A 15,662-nucleotide genomic window follows, 5' to 3' on the forward strand; every position below is an offset into this window, starting at 1 on the left:
AGAGCGCTTGCATGGCATGCAAGAGGTCAGCGGTTCGATCCCGCTTAGCTCCACCAAATCCTGCTCCCATCAGGTTTGGAACGTAAAGAAAATGTGGGGCTATAGCTCAGCTGGGAGAGCGCTTGCATGGCATGCAAGAGGTCAGCGGTTCGATCCCGCTTAGCTCCACCAAAATTCGAAACCCTCGCCTATGGCGGGGGTTTTTTGCTTTGTGCATGTGAACAAAAAAACAGCATTTATATTATAAAAGGCATGCGTAGATCAGGATTTACTCAACTCGGTTTGCTTCGAATAATAACTATCAATAATATTTGAACAGTCACTCTACGTACGATAAAGGATATCGGCAGATACGCATGACTGTGCAACGGAATACCCCTATTAGGAAATTCGTCCTGGCATTGGCTATTAGCCTGGTGATGATTCCTGCTTCTCGATATATCTCTCCGACCGCATTTTATGATGGTCACTCTGTATATCTGGCATGGTTACCGCTGAGCGTAATGATTGCGCTGATGATGTTGTTTGGCCGTCATGCAGTGCTGCCTCTGGCGCTAGGCTTTATCGCCACCAACTACTGGCAGTTGCACCTTTCGCCTTTTGATTCATTAGTGTTATTGTTCTGTCAGTTAACGGCTGTCTGTATTTCAAGCCTTATTTTATATTCCATTCTGGGGCGGCGTTGGCGTCATGGATTAGCTATCCATCACATTGGCTTACGTATTTTTTGGCTTGGCTTTGCGACGCCGATATTAGCTAAGGTTATGATGTATTTAGTGGGCGAGGTGACTATTGTTCCCGCCGTAATGTTTAGCTATTTTAATATAACCTCCGTTATTTATGCGATTGTTGATATTCAAGGGTTGGTTTGTGCATCCTTAATATTTACTAAACTATTCTATTATCCAATACGGATGTGCCTGAATACCCGCTATGCAAGAGTATTCTGGCGTAAAAACATTGCGGGCTATACGGGGCTAAAGGGGAAATGCTTCGTTATCTCCTGGTTCCTCGCGTTGATTTGCATGCTGTTTTTTCTTTGTGCACCATTCGGTGAGCGCTATTTTGCCGGTTATCTCGTTCCCATCATCTTTATCTTTTTTGCCTTCGGTATCAGCCAACTGTCGTATCCGTTGATCATTATGAGCTGGACGCTGTCCGCCTTTATGTTGGTGATGTACAACAAAAACTTCCTGCACGGTATCCAAACCCAATACTCGCTCTCATTTATCCTGTCGGCGCTGATCTCGTTTACCGTCTGTCTGCAATACATGCTGCAAATTTACCATCGCAGTAAACATCTCAAGCAGAAGTGGCACGAGCAGGCATTGCTTGACCCATTGACCGGGCTGCCTAACCTACGTGCGCTAGAGGATTATATGAAAATGCCAGGCGTCACCAGCGTCTGTTGCCTGCACATCAAAAACCTGGACTTCCTCAGCCGCCACTACGGCATGATGATGCGTATCCAGTGCAAACGCAGTATCACCCAGGTGCTGCAGCCTAAGCTTGACAGCAATGAGAAGCTGTTCCAGCTGCCGGGCAATGAACTGCTGCTGGTGTTAAATGGACCAGACACTGAAGCGCGGCTCAATCATCTGGTGGATTTCCTGCAGCGCCAGGATATTCGCTGGAACAACACACTCTTGACGCTGGAATATGGCATCTCGTGGGGCAGGGTGCGTACGCAGGACGATAATCTCTACCATACGCTTGGGCAGCTCAGTTGGTTGGCAGAGCAGGCGGGTGAAGAGAACCAGATCTTGCAGCTGGATAACGGTCAGGTGGAGGCTTTTGACGAAACCGGAGACCGCGTTGTGCTCCTCAACCGCATTAAAAGCGCGCTGGAGTGGGACAATTTTGTCCTCTACGCGCAGCCCATCAGAAAACCATCGGGCGAAGGGTACTATGAAATCCTCAGCCGACTGGTGGATGCTAACGGCATGGTGATGCCGGATAAATTTATCCCCATTCTGACGCAGTTCAACCTGAGCAAACGCTTCGACATGCAGGTGCTGGAAAACCTGTTCCGCTCGCTGCCGGCGTTTCCAGGGCAGCGTTTTTCCGTCAACCTGATGCCCTACACGTTGATGCATAAGGAGAGCGCCGCGGAAATCATTGCGCTGTTTCGACGCTATCGGGTGAAAGTTCAGCGCATCATTATTGAAATTACCGAAGAGCAGGCGTTTTCGAACTCCGATATCAGCATTCAGAATCTCAATAGATTACGGGAGTTCGGCTGCCAGATTGCGATTGATGACTTCGGCACCGGCTACGCCAACTATGAGCGCCTGAAGCGTCTTGAGGCCGACATCATCAAGATTGACGGGGCGTTTGTGCGTGACGTACTCGCTAACCCAATGGATGCGATGATTATTCGTTCCATCTGCGAGCTGGCGGAGATGCAGGATCTGGAGGTTGTGGCGGAATATGTCGAGACCGAGGAGCAGCAGGCGCTGCTGGTGGAGCTAGGTGTGGACTATATGCAGGGGTATCTCATTGATAAGCCAAGACCGCTTTGCGATATTGGCTACCAGACCGAGTCATAAATAAAAAGGGCCTGTAACAACGTTACAGGCCCTTTTTTAATGCGGGTAGATTACAGAACCAGTGCCGCGATAGAAGCGGACAGTACGCTCACCAGCGTAGAACCGTAAACCAGCTTCAGACCGAAGCGGGAAACCACGTTACCCTGTTCTTCGTTCAGGCCTTTAATCGCGCCAGCGATGATACCGATAGAAGAGAAGTTAGCGAAGGAAACCAGGAATACGGAGATGATGCCGACCGCGCGCGGGGAGAGTTCAGCGGCGACTTTCTGCAGATCCATCATGGCAACGAATTCGTTAGAAACCAGTTTGGTCGCCATGATGCTACCAACCTGCAGGGATTCGCTTGCCGGTACACCCATAACCCATGCAACGGGATAGAAGATGTAACCCAGAATGCCCTGGAAGGAGATGCTGTAGCCGAACCAACCGGTAACGGTCGCGAACAGGGCGTTCAGCGCAGCGATCAGGGCGATAAAGCCGATCAGCATTGCCGCAACGATAATCGCAACTTTGAAACCTGCCAGAATGTATTCACCCAGCATTTCGAAGAAGCTCTGTCCTTCGTGCAGGTTAGACATCTGAATGTTCTCTTCGCTGGCATCTACGCGGTACGGGTTGATCAGCGACAGAACGATAAAGGTGCTGAACATGTTCAGTACCAGCGCCGCAACAACGAACTTCGGCTCCAGCATGGTCATGTATGCGCCCACGATAGACATGGAAACGGTAGACATCGCGGTGGCCGACATGGTGTACATGCGGTTACGGGACATTTTACCGAGGATATCTTTATAAGCGATGAAGTTTTCAGACTGGCCCAGAATCAGGGAGCTGACGGCGTTGAAAGATTCCAGCTTACCCATGCCGTTGATTTTAGACAGCACGGTACCAATTGCACGAATGATAATCGGCAGAATACGGATATGCTGCAGAATACCGATCAGCGCGGAGATGAAGACGATAGGGCAGAGAACCTTCAGGAAGAAGAAGGCCAGACCTTTATCGTTCATGCTGCCGAAGACGAAGTCGGTCCCGTTGTTCGCAAAACCAAGCAGTTTTTCGAACATTTCGGCAAAGCCACGTACGAAGCCCAGACCAATATCAGAGTTCAGGAAGAACCATGCCAGTAAAACTTCAATGACAAGTAATTGAATAACATAACGAATGCGAATCTCTTTGCGGTTGGTGCTGACCAGCAAGGCCAGGATACCTACCACCACGAGCGCGAGAACAAAATGCAAGACGCGGTCCATATTTGCTCCAAACATGAGACGGGTTAAATTTTCTTGCACATTCTATGTAACATCATTAAATAAAACGAGATCTCCATCCCACTATATTTAGTTCCTGTGAGCAAACTCAAAATTAGTGATCAAAGATACATTTTTGTGATGTTAAGTAAATGTATGAAAAGTTCCCTTGTTGTACTACTCTCATCTTAAGCGTACACCAAACCCCCGCAACCTCCAGTCTGGCGATTGATTCCGGCTATCAGAGCAATCATTATCATCTTTTACAAATGAACTTGATAATCATTCGCATTCTGTTAGCCTGAAACATAGCAAAGGCTATGTTTTTGAGGCAGACCATGACAAACAGTCGCGTTGAGAGTAACACCGGTCGTGCAGCGCGCCGTATGCGGCTAGCGCTGATGGGGCCCGCATTTATTGCCGCCATCGGCTATATCGATCCCGGCAACTTTGCCACCAACATTCAGGCTGGGGCGAGCTTCGGCTACCAGCTGCTGTGGGTTGTCGTCTGGGCAAACCTGATGGCGATGCTGATTCAGGTGCTGTCCGCGAAGCTCGGTATCGCCACGGGGAAAAACCTGGCGGAGCAGATTCGCGACCATTATCCGCGTCCGGTAGTCTGGTTCTACTGGGTACAGGCGGAAATCATCGCTATGGCAACCGATCTGGCAGAATTTATCGGGGCAGCAATCGGCTTTAAGCTGATCCTCGGCGTTTCGCTGTTGCAAGGGGCGGTGCTGACGGGGGTTGCCACCTACCTGATTCTGATGCTGCAACGCCGTGGGCAAAAGCCGCTGGAAAAAGTGATTGGCGGCCTGCTGCTATTTGTGGCGGCGGCCTATATCGTTGAGCTGGTTTTCTCGCAGCCGCAGATGGCACCGCTCGCCAAAGGGATGATTATTCCGTCGCTGCCTAACTCCGAAGCGGTGTTCCTCGCGGCGGGCGTTCTGGGTGCGACTATCATGCCGCACGTTATCTATCTGCACTCATCTCTGACTCAGCACCTACATGGCGGTAGTGCCAAAGAGCGCTATCACGCCACGCGCTGGGATGTGGCTATCGCCATGACCATTGCCGGTTTCGTTAACCTCGCCATGATGGCGACGGCGGCGGCGGCGTTCCACTTCCACGGTCATACTGGTGTTGCCGACCTCGATGAGGCGTATCTTACCCTCGAACCGTTGCTGAGCCATGCGGCAGCAACCATCTTCGGCCTGAGTCTGGTGGCGGCGGGGCTTTCCTCTACGGTAGTTGGGACGCTGGCCGGACAGGTGGTGATGCAGGGCTTTATTCGCTTCCACATTCCGCTGTGGTTCCGTCGTGCGGTGACGATGCTGCCGTCATTTATTGTGATTCTGATGGGGCTCGACCCAACGCGCATTCTGGTGATGAGCCAGGTGCTGTTAAGCTTTGGTATCGCGCTGGCGCTGGTGCCGCTGCTGATTTTCACCAGCAATCGCCAACTGATGGGTGAGCTGGTCAATACGCAGTGGATTAAACGAATTGGCTGGGTGATTGTGGCGATTGTGGTGGCGCTGAATGGGTGGCTGCTGCTGGGGACGTTGCTTGCCTGATGACGCTGCGCTTATCTGGCCTACATGAAACCTGTAGGCCAGATAAGGCGAAGCCGCCATCCGGCAAACTCCGGCAAGGTATCAATGATGATGCCCGTGTCCATGACCGTGGCCTCTTCCGCGCCCACGATGATCGTCGCGGTCGCTCCAGCCTTCACGATAGCCGCGCTCATAGGCTTTGCGGTTATCCCAACCGCGGTGCCAGCCGTTATCGCGGTGATACCAGTTTCGATGCCAGTAATCACGATCGCGCCAGCGACCGCCGTCCCAGTAGTTACCGTAATTATCGCGATCGCCAATTTGTAATTTTACGGACGGCAGCAGGGTGATTTCACCAGCATTCGCGAACATCGGGGCCGATGCCATCAACACTGCCGCCAGAATCAGTGACCTGAACATACTTCTCTCCTATACGATCGTGGCCTGTAAGGCCTGTTAACGCAATATTACAATTCGGTAAATACCGCGATTATTGGGGTAACTCTTAAATCGTCAGGAGAGAGCACTTTTTGCTAAAGTTGCCGTTATTTTATACTGCGCAGAACACTATCGATGGTATCGCTTTCCTCAGCGCTGAAATGCCGATTGCTCAGCATGCCCACTGCATCATCAAGCTGCGCAGTTTTGCTGGCACCAATCAACACCGACGTCACCGCCTGTTGGCGTAATACCCACGCCAGTGCCATCTGCGATAGCTTCTGACCACGCTGCTCTGCGATAGCGTTAAGCTGGCGTACGGCTTCCAGCTTGCCGTCGGTCAGCTGCTCCGGCTTCAGGAAGATGCTGCCGCTGGCGGCGCGGGAGTCTGCTGGAATACCGTGTAGGTAACGATCTGTCAGTTGCCCGCCCGCTAACGGCGAGAAGGCGATACAGCCGACTCCTTCCTGCTGCAGCACCTGAAGCAGGCCATTTTCAGGGCTTCTTTCAAGCATTGAATATTTCGGCTGGTGAATAAGACACGGCGTACCAAGGTCGTTCAGAATCGCAATGGCCTGACGAGCCAGTTCGGCCGGGTAGTTGGAAAGCCCGATGTACAGTGCCTTACCCTGACGCACGATATGGTCCAGCGCGCGCATGGTTTCCTGCAGCGGCGTTTCCGGGTCCGGGCGGTGGTGATAGAAGATATCGACGTACTCAAGCCCCATCCGCTTCAGGCTCTGATCGAGGCTTGAAATCAGATACTTACGCGAACCCCAGTCGCCATACGGCCCGTCCCACATGGTATAGCCGGCTTTGCTGGAGATAATCAGTTCATCACGGTAGGGCAGGAAATCTTCCCGCAGAATGCGGCCAAAGTTGCTTTCAGCAGAGCCTGGAGGCGGCCCGTAGTTGTTGGCTAGATCGAAATGGGTGATCCCAAGGTCGAACGCGTGGTGCAGCAGCTGGCGGCTGTTTTCTACTCGCGTTTCGTCGCCAAAGTTGTGCCACAGCCCCAGCGAAATGGCCGGCAGTTTGAGGCCGCTATTGCCGCAGCGCTGAAACGTCATGGTCTCATAACGCGTCGGGCTTGCCTGGTAAACCATTGTGTCCTCCAGATTATCCGGTTGTGTATACGCTTACACTAGCGAATGTCCACCGACTCGTACACTCCTGAAATCTGTAAAAATTGCTTTCCAGGGGACTTTTTGACGAAATCTGGACAGCCTTAACACTTCCTCAATACTCAAAGAATACTGACTGGAGGAGGTGCATGATGACAACGTCCTATACCGTGGCAGATTATCTGCTTGACCGCCTCGCCGACTGTGGCGTTGACCACCTGTTTGGCGTCCCCGGAGACTACAACCTCCAGTTCCTCGACCATGTTATCGCGCACCGACAGATTCGCTGGGTCGGCTGTGCGAACGAACTTAACGCCGCCTACGCCGCCGATGGCTACGCGCGGATGCAGGGTTGCGGCGCGCTGCTCACCACCTTCGGCGTCGGTGAGCTGAGTGCGCTGAACGGGGTAGCGGGGAGCTTTGCTGAACACGTTCCGGTACTGCATATTGTCGGTGCCCCCTGTACAGGTGCTCAGCAGCGACGTGAGTGTTTACACCATACCCTGGGGGACGGCAATTTCGATCGCTTTCGCCAGATGAGCGCGCCTGTCTCGGTAGCGCAGGGCGTGCTGGATGCCGCTAACGCCCGCGATGAAATCGACCGCGTGCTGCGCGATATTCTGCACTACAGTCGTCCTGGCTATCTGCTGTTGCCTGCGGATATCGCTGCGCTGCCAACCTCTCCTCCTGTAAACGCTCTCACGGCAAAACAAACGCCGGTTGATTCGACTGAACTGGCCGATTTTGTTTCGCACGCTCGCGCTTTGTTGAATGACCGCCGCCGTATCTCTCTGCTGGCCGATGTGCTTGCCCTGCGCTTTGGTCTGCAATCGACGCTAAATAAATGGATGGATGCGGTTCCGATCCCTCACGCGACCATGCTAATGGGCAAAGGACTATTTAATGAGACGCATGCTGGGTTTGTGGGCACTTACAGCGGCGGTGCCAGCCAGCCGGAAACGCGCGCCGCAATAGAAGATGCGGAGGTTATTTTTTGCATCGGTACCTGTTTTACCGACACGCTCACGGCAGGCTTCACCCACCAGATTCCGGCAGAAAAATCTATTGAAATCCAGCCTTTTGCTGCGCGGGTCGGGAAACGCTGGTTTAGCGGAATAGGCATGCAGGAAGCGGTGAATGCGCTGATTGCGCTGAGCCGTGACTTTTCCGCGCAGTGGCAAATACAGCCTGCCCGGGTGCTGAAAACGACGGCGGCGGATACCGGTCAGCTAACCCAACGCCACTTCTGGCAAACGCTGGATAAATATCTGATGCCGCACGACATTATACTGGGCGATCAGGGGACGGCGGCGTTCGGGCTTGCTGACCTGACGCTCCCGCAGGGGGCTAGCCTGATCGTGCAGCCGCTGTGGGGATCGATTGGCTATACGCTGCCGGCCGCATTTGGCGCGCAGACCTCGCAGCCGGAACGGCGCGTGGTGCTGGTGGTGGGCGACGGGGCCGCGCAGCTGACGATTCAGGAGCTCAGCTCAATGCTGCGCGATGGGCTGAAACCGCTGATCCTGCTGCTGAATAATGAAGGCTACACGGTTGAACGGGCGATTCATGGCCCGGAAGAGCGCTATAACGATATCAGCCTATGGAACTGGACCCAGTTGCCGCAGGCTCTTAACCTGGATTGTCAGGCCGAATGCTGGAAAGTGAGCAACGTCTCGCAGCTTAGCGACGCGCTGGCGCGCGCCGCCCACCGGGACAAGCTGACCCTGCTTGAGGTGATGCTGCCGAAAATGGATATTCCGCCGCTGTTAAAAGCGGTCACACAGGCGCTAGAGGCGCGTAACAACAGCCATTAATCCTTACGTTTGCGCGGCACCATCATTGTGGGTTTCCCCGCCAGCAGGAGCCAGGCGGGGAGCATCACGATGCACAGCAGCGGCAGCAGCGTGGTATCAGGCACTACCACAGCAGCCATAAACAGGCTCAGCCAGGCATCGCGAGTGACCACTAAAACCAGCCCCAGAATGGCGCAGGAGACGGTAATCGCCGCCGGAACGGCATCCACGTGCGCATGGAGCATCAGGCCTAACGCCACCGCAACAAATACCGCCGGGAAGATGCGCCCGCCCCGGAACCCGCAGGCGGCAGCTACGACCAGCGCCGCCAGCTTGCTGAGCGCAAATAGCATATAGTCACCTGCACCGAAGCTCTGACCTGCGGTCAGCCGCTGCATCTCATCCAGCCCTTTAAACAGGGTGATAGGCCCGCCAACGGTACCAATAATCCCCAGCACAAAACCGCCGACGCCGAGGATCAATACTGGATGTTTTAAACGGTGCATCAATGCGTGCAGATGCGGCAGGCACCAGACGGCAACCATCCCAATGGCGATAGCAAAGACGGCGACAATCGCCCCGCTGAAAATATCGACGATGCGCAGCGTCTGATAATGCTCAATCGGCAGTGAAAACTGCGGATGAAAGAATACGCCGGTGGTTAATGCCCCGGCGGCGGCGGCCAGCAGCGGCGCAAAAAGGCGGTCCCACAGCGGCGATTCGTTATTGCTGGTTAGCGTCTGGGTGAAAATCAGCGCGGCGGCAACTGGGGTGCCAAACAGAGCGCCGATGGTGCCCGCTGCGGCGAGAATGGTCCAGTCCAGCGAGCTGACACGCGGGAAGAAGCGCGCGCCCAGCGCAACCGCTAGCGCGATGTTCACCGACATAATCGGGTGCTCAGGGCCGAGGCTCACGCCGCCCGCCAGCCCGATAATTAACGCAATGACCAGTCCCGGCAGATGAGAAGGGGGAACCGCCGCGCCAATTAACGGTTCGCTGGCCGGGTCCGGCCCGGCATGACCGGGGCTATAGCGAATGACCAGACCGACGGCGATGCCGGTCAGGGTCAGCATCAGGATTATCCAAAAAGGGGAGTCAAAGGCCACGCCGAACGTCGCGGGCAGATTGCGCCACAGCAGATGTTGCAGCACGGCGGCAATTTTCATCACCACAATTAAAAGCAGGCTCGAGGCGATACCGATCAGCACCGCGGGAATAGAGAGCAACAACATCGTTCTGGCTCGCGGGTGGAGCATGTTTTTATCCTTTTGACTGAATGCTGAGGTTACTTTGCATTTTCCGTCGGTTACGTTCAGCGCAAATGATGCTGAAACGATACGGCGCAATAGCGCATCCGGCCTTTGCATCTGATAAGAATGACGCAAAAAATGTGACCGGGATCGATAATCCTGGGGTGCTCACACAAACGTCATTGTCGTGAAAGCGCCTTGAATTTACAGTGTGACAAAGATTTATTCTGACTTTAGCGGAGCCGTAACGGAATGACAAAGTTTGCTTTAGTGGGTGATGTTGGGGGCACCAATGCGCGTCTGGCATTGTGCGATTTAGCCAGCGGTGAAATTTCGCAGGCGAAAACCTATTCCGGTCTGGATTATCCAAGCCTGGAAGCCGTTGTCCGCGTCTATCTCGACGAGCATAACGTGTCGGTCGAAGACGGCTGTATCGCGATTGCCTGCCCGATTACCGGTGACTGGGTGGCGATGACCAACCACACCTGGCAGTTCTCGATTGCGGAAATGAAGAAAAACCTCGGTTTCTCGCACCTGGAAATCATCAACGATTTTACCGCGGTCTCCATGGCGATTCCGATGCTGAAAAAAGAGCATCTGATCCAGTTCGGCGGCACCGAGCCGGTTGAAGGCAAACCGATCGCCGTTTACGGTGCGGGCACTGGCCTTGGCGTGGCGCATCTGGTTCACGTCGATAAGCGTTGGGTCAGCCTGCCGGGCGAAGGCGGCCACGTTGACTTCGCGCCAAATAGCGAAGAAGAGGGGATTATTCTTGAAGTGCTGCGCGAAGAGATTGGCCATGTTTCCGCCGAGCGCGTGCTCTCCGGCCCTGGCCTTGTCAACCTCTATCGGGCCATTGTGAAGTCCGACAACCGTGTACCGGAAAACTACAAGCCGAAGGATATTACCGAACGCGCGCTGGCGGATACCTGCACCGACTGCCGCCGCGCGCTGTCGCTGTTCTGCGTCATCATGGGCCGCTTTGGCGGTGACCTGGCGTTAACCCTTGGCACCTTTGGCGGCGTCTATATCGCCGGTGGCATTGTGCCGCGCTTCCTCGAATTCTTCAAAGCCTCCGGCTTCCGTGGCGGGTTTGAAGATAAAGGCCGCTTTAAAGATTACGTTCACCCGATCCCGGTCTACCTGATTGTACACGACAATCCAGGCCTGCTGGGCTCAGGTGCCCATCTGCGTCAGACGCTGGGCCAGATTCTGTAATCCCCGGCCCGATAAAACAAAAAACCGCGTTCATCGCGGTTTTTTTATTTCTATGCCAGAGGCGGTTTTCGGCCCAGAATCTCTTTACGGATGATCTCGGCCCCTGCGTTCAACGCCTTGAGCTTGCCGCGAGCGACCTGGCGAGGCAGCGGTGCCATACCGCAGTTGGTTGACGGGTAGAGGTTCTCTGCATCGACAAACTGTAGGGCCTTGCGCAGCGTATTGGCCACTTCTTCAGGCGTTTCAATCGCGTGGTTTGCCACGTCAATCGCCCCAACCATCACCTTTTTACCGCGAATCAGCTCCAGCAGATCCATCGGTACGCGGGAGTTATGGCACTCCAGCGAAATAATATCGATATTCGACGACTGCAGTTTCGGGAACGCTTCTTCGTACTGGCGCCACTCTGAGCCCAGCGTCTTTTTCCAGTCGGTGTTGGCTTTAATGCCGTAGCCGTAGCAAATATGTACCGCGGTTTCGCATTTCAGCCCTTCAACGGCGCGCTCTAAGGCGGCGATGCCCCAGTCGTTAACTTCATCAAAGAAGACATTAAATGCAGGTTCATCGAACTGAATGATATCCACGCCAGCGGCTTCTAATTCACGGGCTTCCTGGTTAAGGATTTTGGCAAATTCCCACGCCAGCTTTTCGCGGCTTTTGTAGTGGTTGTCATACAGCGTATCAATCATGGTCATCGGCCCCGGCAGCGCCCATTTGATAGGCTGCTTAGTGAGCTGACGCAGGTAGCGTGCGTCTTCAACAAAGACCGGTTTCTGACGCGCCACTTCACCCACCACCGTCGGCACGCTCGCATCGTAGCGATTACGAATTTTCACAATCTCGCGTTTTTCAAAATCGACGCCGCTCAGGTGCTCAATAAAGGTAGTGACGAAGTGCTGACGGGTCTGCTCGCCGTCGCTGACGATATCGATACCGGCCAGCAGCTGTTCCTGCAGGGAGAGACGCAGCGCATCCTGTTTCCCTTCAATTAACTCGTCGTTCTGCAGTTTCCACGGAGACCATAGCGTCTCGGGCTGCGCCAGCCAGGAAGGTTTTGGCAGGCTGCCAGCAGTGGAAGTAGGGAGCAATGTTTTCATATTCGATAACCTGGTATTTTTCGTTAATCAAAGAGCGTAGCTTGCGGACCATTGCTCAAGAATGTTCTGGTAAGGCTTAATAAAGTGCTCTTCGGTAAATTTGCCCTGCTCAATCGCTAACCGGCTACGCTCTTCGCGGTCGTAAACAATTTTGGTTAATGAGTGATCCTGCTGGTTCAGGTCTGGCTGATAGCACAGGCCCGCCGCTGAGTTGGCATTGTAAATTTCCGGGCGATAAATCTTCTGGAACGTCTCCATGGTGCTGATGGTGCTGATAAGCTCCAGGCTGGTGTAATCCGCCAGCAGGTCACCGGAGAAGAAGAAGGCCAGCGGTGCGACGCTGTTTTTTGGCATGAAATAGCGCACCTTCAGGCCCATCTTGCCGAAGTACTGCTCAGTCAGCGACGCACTGCTTGGCTGATATTCAATGCCCAGTACCGGATGTTCATTACCGGTACGGCGGTAGACGTCTTTGCTGGACACGCTCAGGCAGATAACCGGCGATTTTTTAAAGTTCGCTTTGTACTCTGCGGAGTGAGCGAAGAGCTTAAAGATATTGCCGTGCAGGTCGCCGAAAGTATCCGGGATGTTAAATTCCGCACGGTTTTTATTATGTTCTAACAGCAGTACGCTGAAGTCATAATCCCGCACGTAGGACGAGAAGTTATTGCCGACGATCCCTTCGATACGTTCGTTGGTTTGCTTATCAACAATATGCGTTTTCAAAATTTCGATGGCCGGGAAGGCATTCGTTTTCCCTTCCGCATCGATATTCATTTCGACGGAAATAATCTCCAGCTCAACGGCATAGCGATCGCCTTTCGGATTATCCCAATGCGCTAAGGTATTGAAACGGTTATCAATCATCTTCAACGTATTACGCAGGTTCTCCTGACGATTTTCCCCACGGGCCAGGTTCGCGAAGTTGGTGGTAATACGCGTATTTTCCGCCGGATTATAGTTCTCGTCGAAACGGCTGCTTTTAATCGTAAAGGTAAAGTCTTTGTTCATCGCGTCTTGCATCCCGAGTGCTGAAATGAAAATTAAAATCACGTCCTGGTTCCCAGAGTTTGTGCTCTGGTTTGCTCATTCAGCAGTCTTAATGTTGCCGATAAGTTAATGTTGATAATTTATGCCAGAGGCGGTGGAAGAGGGAAAGCGACTTAATTTCATTGCAACATGAGAGAAGTTCATGGTGCTGAGGAAGGGGATGCTGAGAAGGTGAATAAAATTCATTTATGATAAAAGGGTAACGACACCCTGATGGAGCAAACATGAGAACGCAGAAACGATGCATGGGGCACGTGGCTATCGTGGTAGATGACTACGACCGCGCCATTGAGTACTACACCAACAAACTGGGTTTCACACTGGTTGAAGATACGCCGCAGCCGGGAAAACGGTGGGTGGTGGTCTCGCCAAACCCGGAAAGCGACTGCAATTTGCTGCTGGCGCGTGCCTCAAACGAGCGGCAGGAGAGCTTTATCGGTAACCAGTGCGGTGGGCGGGTATTCCTGTTCCTGCAAACCGATGATTTCTGGCGCGATTACCATGCCATGAAAGCGAAAGGTGTCACGTTCTGCGAGGAACCGCGAGAAGAAGAATATGGCACGGTGGTGGTCTTTGAAGACCTCTACGGTAACCGCTGGGATCTTTATCAGAACAAGTAACCCTAACGTTCTGGGTATAATACGCGTTCGATACGTTAAATAACCTTGTACTGACGACGATGAATCTCAATCGCTTTTGTTATTTGCTGCTGGTGCTGGCGGCTCTTGCCAGCATTTTTACACCTTATCCGGTTGTGGCGTGGTTCCTGCTGGCTAACGTTCTGACGCTGGTGATTTACGGCGCCGATAAACTGGCGGCTCGTCAGGGTTGGCGTAGAGTGCCGGAGGCCACACTGCTGGCGTTTGGCGTGGTGGGCGGTTGGCCCGGCGCGCTGATGGGACAGCAGGTCTTTCGCCATAAAACGCAAAAACAGCCGTTTAAAACCTATTTTATTATCAGTGTGATAGTGAACATCGTGGTAATGATCGCGGTGTATCTACTGCTGAATAAGGGAGGGGTATGAACCTTTATCTCATTGACCAGAAGGGTGGCTTAGCGTTGCAGCAAGGCGGCAGCGTTGTGGTTGAGTTTGATAACGGCAAGACGCTTGAACTGGCAGAAAGCCAGCAGCCGTTACCGGCGGAAATTCCAGACGGTATTCATATCTGGGGCGGGAGGATGCCCTCTGCCTCCTCGGCCGATACCGCGTTTTCGACGCTGAACATCATGCCGGTGGCATCAAATGGCGTGATTATCTCCCCGCATCATGAAAATAATTCCACTTCGGGCGGCGGTATTGCGCTGTTTATTGCAAATGCTGATGGTGCCCTGCAGCCGGTGAAAGAGAATAACCTGCTGATTGAGCTGAACAATGGCAAAACGCTGGAAGCTATGTCCGACTACGCCAATAAGGGGCTGCTTATCTGGGGAGGGCGTGAACCTATTGCCGGGCTACCGCTGGAAGATACCCGAAAACGAACTGAAAATCTGGGGCTCTTCCCGCTAGCGGCTAATGTTGTTCATCTCTTTCCCTATCGATTGGCGTAACACTCCGGCAGAACTTGCGCGAACTGCCGGATGATGGCGTAAATACCTTATCCGGCCTACCGTTCATGACATAATCAATTAATGCTCGCTATCGGTGTGCGGTTTTTCCGGCGTCGATGTGGCATTTTTTTCGCGTAACAGTCGCTGCACCCGGTTGTGCTGCCATTGGGCAATTCGCTCCCGGAGGATAAAAGTTCTCAGTCCGCGAAAGGCGATAAGTGAACCCCAGATAAGGGTCACTATCAGCGACCAGTAGCTGCCTGGCGAGTAAAAGTAGTTCACCGCCATCAGCCCGGCACAGACCAGAACGGCAATGGTCAGACTGCGGTAGAAGCGCGTCTCCTCCTGTACGCGTTGTCTGGCATCGTGGATCCGCGTATCCAGCGCCTCGCTTGCTATCTCCGTCTCCTCCGAAAGCTCCGAGACCGTAACGTTAAATACCGAGGCCAACGCGCTGATGGTTTCCAGCCCCGGCGTGTGACCATTTTCAATGCGCTGTACCGTTCTTACCGACAGAGAAGCCAGTTGCGCCAGTTGTTCCTGTGACCATGCATTTTTGAGTCGGTAGGCTTTAATTTTTTCACTCGTACTCATTGCTGTTGCCTCGTAGATATGGGATAGGAACAGTCTTGCACATCTTTTCTCACAGCGGCACGACAGGCAGGCGACACCAACCCGACAGGTGCCCGACACCTCATTTAGGGGAGTTTTTTAAACCCATGGGGCACAGGTAAAATTCGCTATCCCGTTCAGGATAACGGATGATAAAAGCATTAACGTACAGAGAGAATA

The 15,662-nt window shown here is 53.3% G+C and carries 14 protein-coding genes and 2 tRNA genes (1 of these 16 cut by a window edge); 9 read left to right on the forward strand and 7 right to left on the reverse strand.

The features are described 5' to 3' along the window. The 3 genes from V6940_RS00020 to V6940_RS00030 all read left to right on the forward strand — a co-directional run. Positions 1-56: transfer RNA gene (locus V6940_RS00020), tRNA-Ala, on the forward strand (it extends 120 nt beyond the left edge of the window). A gap of 39 nt (positions 57-95) precedes the next feature. Then, positions 96-171: transfer RNA gene (locus V6940_RS00025), tRNA-Ala, on the forward strand. A gap of 185 nt (positions 172-356) precedes the next feature. After that, the gene (locus tag V6940_RS00030) at positions 357-2,549 is read left to right on the forward strand and encodes a bifunctional diguanylate cyclase/phosphodiesterase (RefSeq protein WP_333494364.1); all 2,193 of its coding nucleotides are present in this window, start codon (positions 357-359) and stop codon (positions 2,547-2,549) included. Positions 2,550-2,599: 50 nt separating this feature from the next. Here the strand turns inward: V6940_RS00030 and V6940_RS00035 are convergent, their stop codons facing one another. Then, positions 2,600-3,802 (reverse strand): NupC/NupG family nucleoside CNT transporter, encoded by a 1,203-nt coding sequence (locus V6940_RS00035; protein WP_333494365.1) that lies wholly within the window; start codon positions 3,800-3,802, stop codon positions 2,600-2,602. 335 nt (positions 3,803-4,137) lie between these two features. Between V6940_RS00035 and V6940_RS00040 the strand changes: the two genes are divergently transcribed. After that, on the forward strand, positions 4,138-5,373 hold the full coding sequence (locus V6940_RS00040; RefSeq protein ID WP_333494366.1) for an Nramp family divalent metal transporter: 1,236 nt from the start codon (positions 4,138-4,140) through the stop codon (positions 5,371-5,373). 81 nt (positions 5,374-5,454) lie between these two features. Here V6940_RS00040 and V6940_RS00045 read toward each other — a convergent pair whose 3' ends face one another. Then, on the reverse strand, positions 5,455-5,772 hold the full coding sequence (locus tag V6940_RS00045) for a DUF2502 domain-containing protein (protein ID WP_333494367.1): 318 nt from the start codon (positions 5,770-5,772) through the stop codon (positions 5,455-5,457). 125 nt (positions 5,773-5,897) lie between these two features. Next, positions 5,898-6,896: an L-glyceraldehyde 3-phosphate reductase gene (mgrA, locus tag V6940_RS00050; RefSeq protein WP_333494368.1), complete on the reverse strand. Its 999-nt coding sequence runs from the start codon at positions 6,894-6,896 to the stop codon at positions 5,898-5,900. A 170-nt stretch (positions 6,897-7,066) separates the two neighbouring features. Here mgrA and V6940_RS00055 point away from each other — a divergent pair, with 170 nt between their 5' ends. Next, positions 7,067-8,728 carry an alpha-keto acid decarboxylase family protein gene (locus tag V6940_RS00055; RefSeq protein WP_333494975.1) on the forward strand — a complete coding sequence of 554 codons (1,662 nt, stop codon included), beginning with the start codon at positions 7,067-7,069 and terminating at the stop codon, positions 8,726-8,728. Here the strand turns inward: V6940_RS00055 and V6940_RS00060 are convergent. Then, complete coding sequence (locus tag V6940_RS00060) at positions 8,725-9,963, reverse strand: ion channel protein (protein WP_333494369.1); 1,239 nt, start codon at positions 9,961-9,963, stop codon at positions 8,725-8,727. The two genes, V6940_RS00055 and V6940_RS00060, sit on opposite strands and share 4 nt — an antisense overlap. A 246-nt stretch (positions 9,964-10,209) precedes the next feature. Between V6940_RS00060 and glk the strand changes: the two genes are divergently transcribed. Beyond that, on the forward strand, positions 10,210-11,175 hold the full coding sequence (gene glk / locus V6940_RS00065) for a glucokinase (protein ID WP_035895490.1): 966 nt from the start codon (positions 10,210-10,212) through the stop codon (positions 11,173-11,175). Positions 11,176-11,225: 50 nt separating this feature from the next. Here the strand turns inward: glk and V6940_RS00070 are convergent, their stop codons facing one another. After that, positions 11,226-12,272, reverse strand: coding sequence for a methionine synthase (locus V6940_RS00070; RefSeq protein ID WP_220438243.1), 1,047 nt, complete (start codon positions 12,270-12,272; stop codon positions 11,226-11,228). 27 nt (positions 12,273-12,299) lie between these two features. After that, positions 12,300-13,283 carry a DUF1852 domain-containing protein gene (locus V6940_RS00075; RefSeq protein ID WP_333494370.1) on the reverse strand — a complete coding sequence of 328 codons (984 nt, stop codon included), beginning with the start codon at positions 13,281-13,283 and terminating at the stop codon, positions 12,300-12,302. Between the two features lie 263 nt (positions 13,284-13,546). Here V6940_RS00075 and V6940_RS00080 point away from each other — a divergent pair, with 263 nt between their 5' ends. Genes V6940_RS00080 through V6940_RS00090 form a run of 3 tightly spaced genes read left to right on the forward strand, consistent with a single transcriptional unit; the run spans position 13,547 to position 14,870 of the window. Then, positions 13,547-13,942, forward strand: coding sequence for a VOC family protein (locus V6940_RS00080; protein WP_333494371.1), 396 nt, complete (start codon positions 13,547-13,549; stop codon positions 13,940-13,942). 59 nt (positions 13,943-14,001) lie between these two features. After that, positions 14,002-14,346 carry a DUF1294 domain-containing protein gene (locus V6940_RS00085; RefSeq protein ID WP_333494372.1) on the forward strand — a complete coding sequence of 115 codons (345 nt, stop codon included), beginning with the start codon at positions 14,002-14,004 and terminating at the stop codon, positions 14,344-14,346. Further along, on the forward strand, positions 14,343-14,870 hold the full coding sequence (locus V6940_RS00090) for a hypothetical protein (RefSeq protein WP_333494373.1): 528 nt from the start codon (positions 14,343-14,345) through the stop codon (positions 14,868-14,870). Before V6940_RS00085 ends, V6940_RS00090 begins: the two co-directional genes overlap by 4 nt. A 78-nt stretch (positions 14,871-14,948) precedes the next feature. Here V6940_RS00090 and V6940_RS00095 read toward each other — a convergent pair whose 3' ends face one another. Next, positions 14,949-15,464, reverse strand: a complete 516-nt coding sequence (locus tag V6940_RS00095) for a helix-turn-helix domain-containing protein (RefSeq protein WP_333494374.1) — start codon at positions 15,462-15,464, stop codon at positions 14,949-14,951. Positions 15,465-15,662 lie beyond the last annotated feature (198 nt).

This window comes from Kluyvera sp. CHPC 1.251 (assembly GCF_036759945.1).
In the GTDB taxonomy this organism is placed as follows: Bacteria; Pseudomonadota; Gammaproteobacteria; order Enterobacterales; family Enterobacteriaceae; genus Kluyvera; species Kluyvera sichuanensis.

Coding starts and splice junctions, on each gene's coding strand:
- mgrA (WP_333494368.1), bottom strand. CDS start 6,896: ATGGTTTACCAGGCAAGCCCGACGCGTTATGAGACCATGACGTTTCAG.
- V6940_RS00075 (WP_333494370.1), bottom strand. CDS start 13,283: ATGAACAAAGACTTTACCTTTACGATTAAAAGCAGCCGTTTCGACGAG.
- V6940_RS00060 (WP_333494369.1), bottom strand. CDS start 9,963: ATGCTCCACCCGCGAGCCAGAACGATGTTGTTGCTCTCTATTCCCGCG.
- V6940_RS00040 (WP_333494366.1), top strand. CDS start 4,138: ATGACAAACAGTCGCGTTGAGAGTAACACCGGTCGTGCAGCGCGCCGT.
- V6940_RS00045 (WP_333494367.1), bottom strand. CDS start 5,772: ATGTTCAGGTCACTGATTCTGGCGGCAGTGTTGATGGCATCGGCCCCG.
- V6940_RS00085 (WP_333494372.1), top strand. CDS start 14,002: ATGAATCTCAATCGCTTTTGTTATTTGCTGCTGGTGCTGGCGGCTCTT.
- V6940_RS00090 (WP_333494373.1), top strand. CDS start 14,343: ATGAACCTTTATCTCATTGACCAGAAGGGTGGCTTAGCGTTGCAGCAA.
- glk (WP_035895490.1), top strand. CDS start 10,210: ATGACAAAGTTTGCTTTAGTGGGTGATGTTGGGGGCACCAATGCGCGT.
- V6940_RS00030 (WP_333494364.1), top strand. CDS start 357: ATGACTGTGCAACGGAATACCCCTATTAGGAAATTCGTCCTGGCATTG.
- V6940_RS00095 (WP_333494374.1), bottom strand. CDS start 15,464: ATGAGTACGAGTGAAAAAATTAAAGCCTACCGACTCAAAAATGCATGG.
- V6940_RS00070 (WP_220438243.1), bottom strand. CDS start 12,272: ATGAAAACATTGCTCCCTACTTCCACTGCTGGCAGCCTGCCAAAACCT.
- V6940_RS00080 (WP_333494371.1), top strand. CDS start 13,547: ATGAGAACGCAGAAACGATGCATGGGGCACGTGGCTATCGTGGTAGAT.
- V6940_RS00055 (WP_333494975.1), top strand. CDS start 7,067: ATGACAACGTCCTATACCGTGGCAGATTATCTGCTTGACCGCCTCGCC.
- V6940_RS00035 (WP_333494365.1), bottom strand. CDS start 3,802: ATGGACCGCGTCTTGCATTTTGTTCTCGCGCTCGTGGTGGTAGGTATC.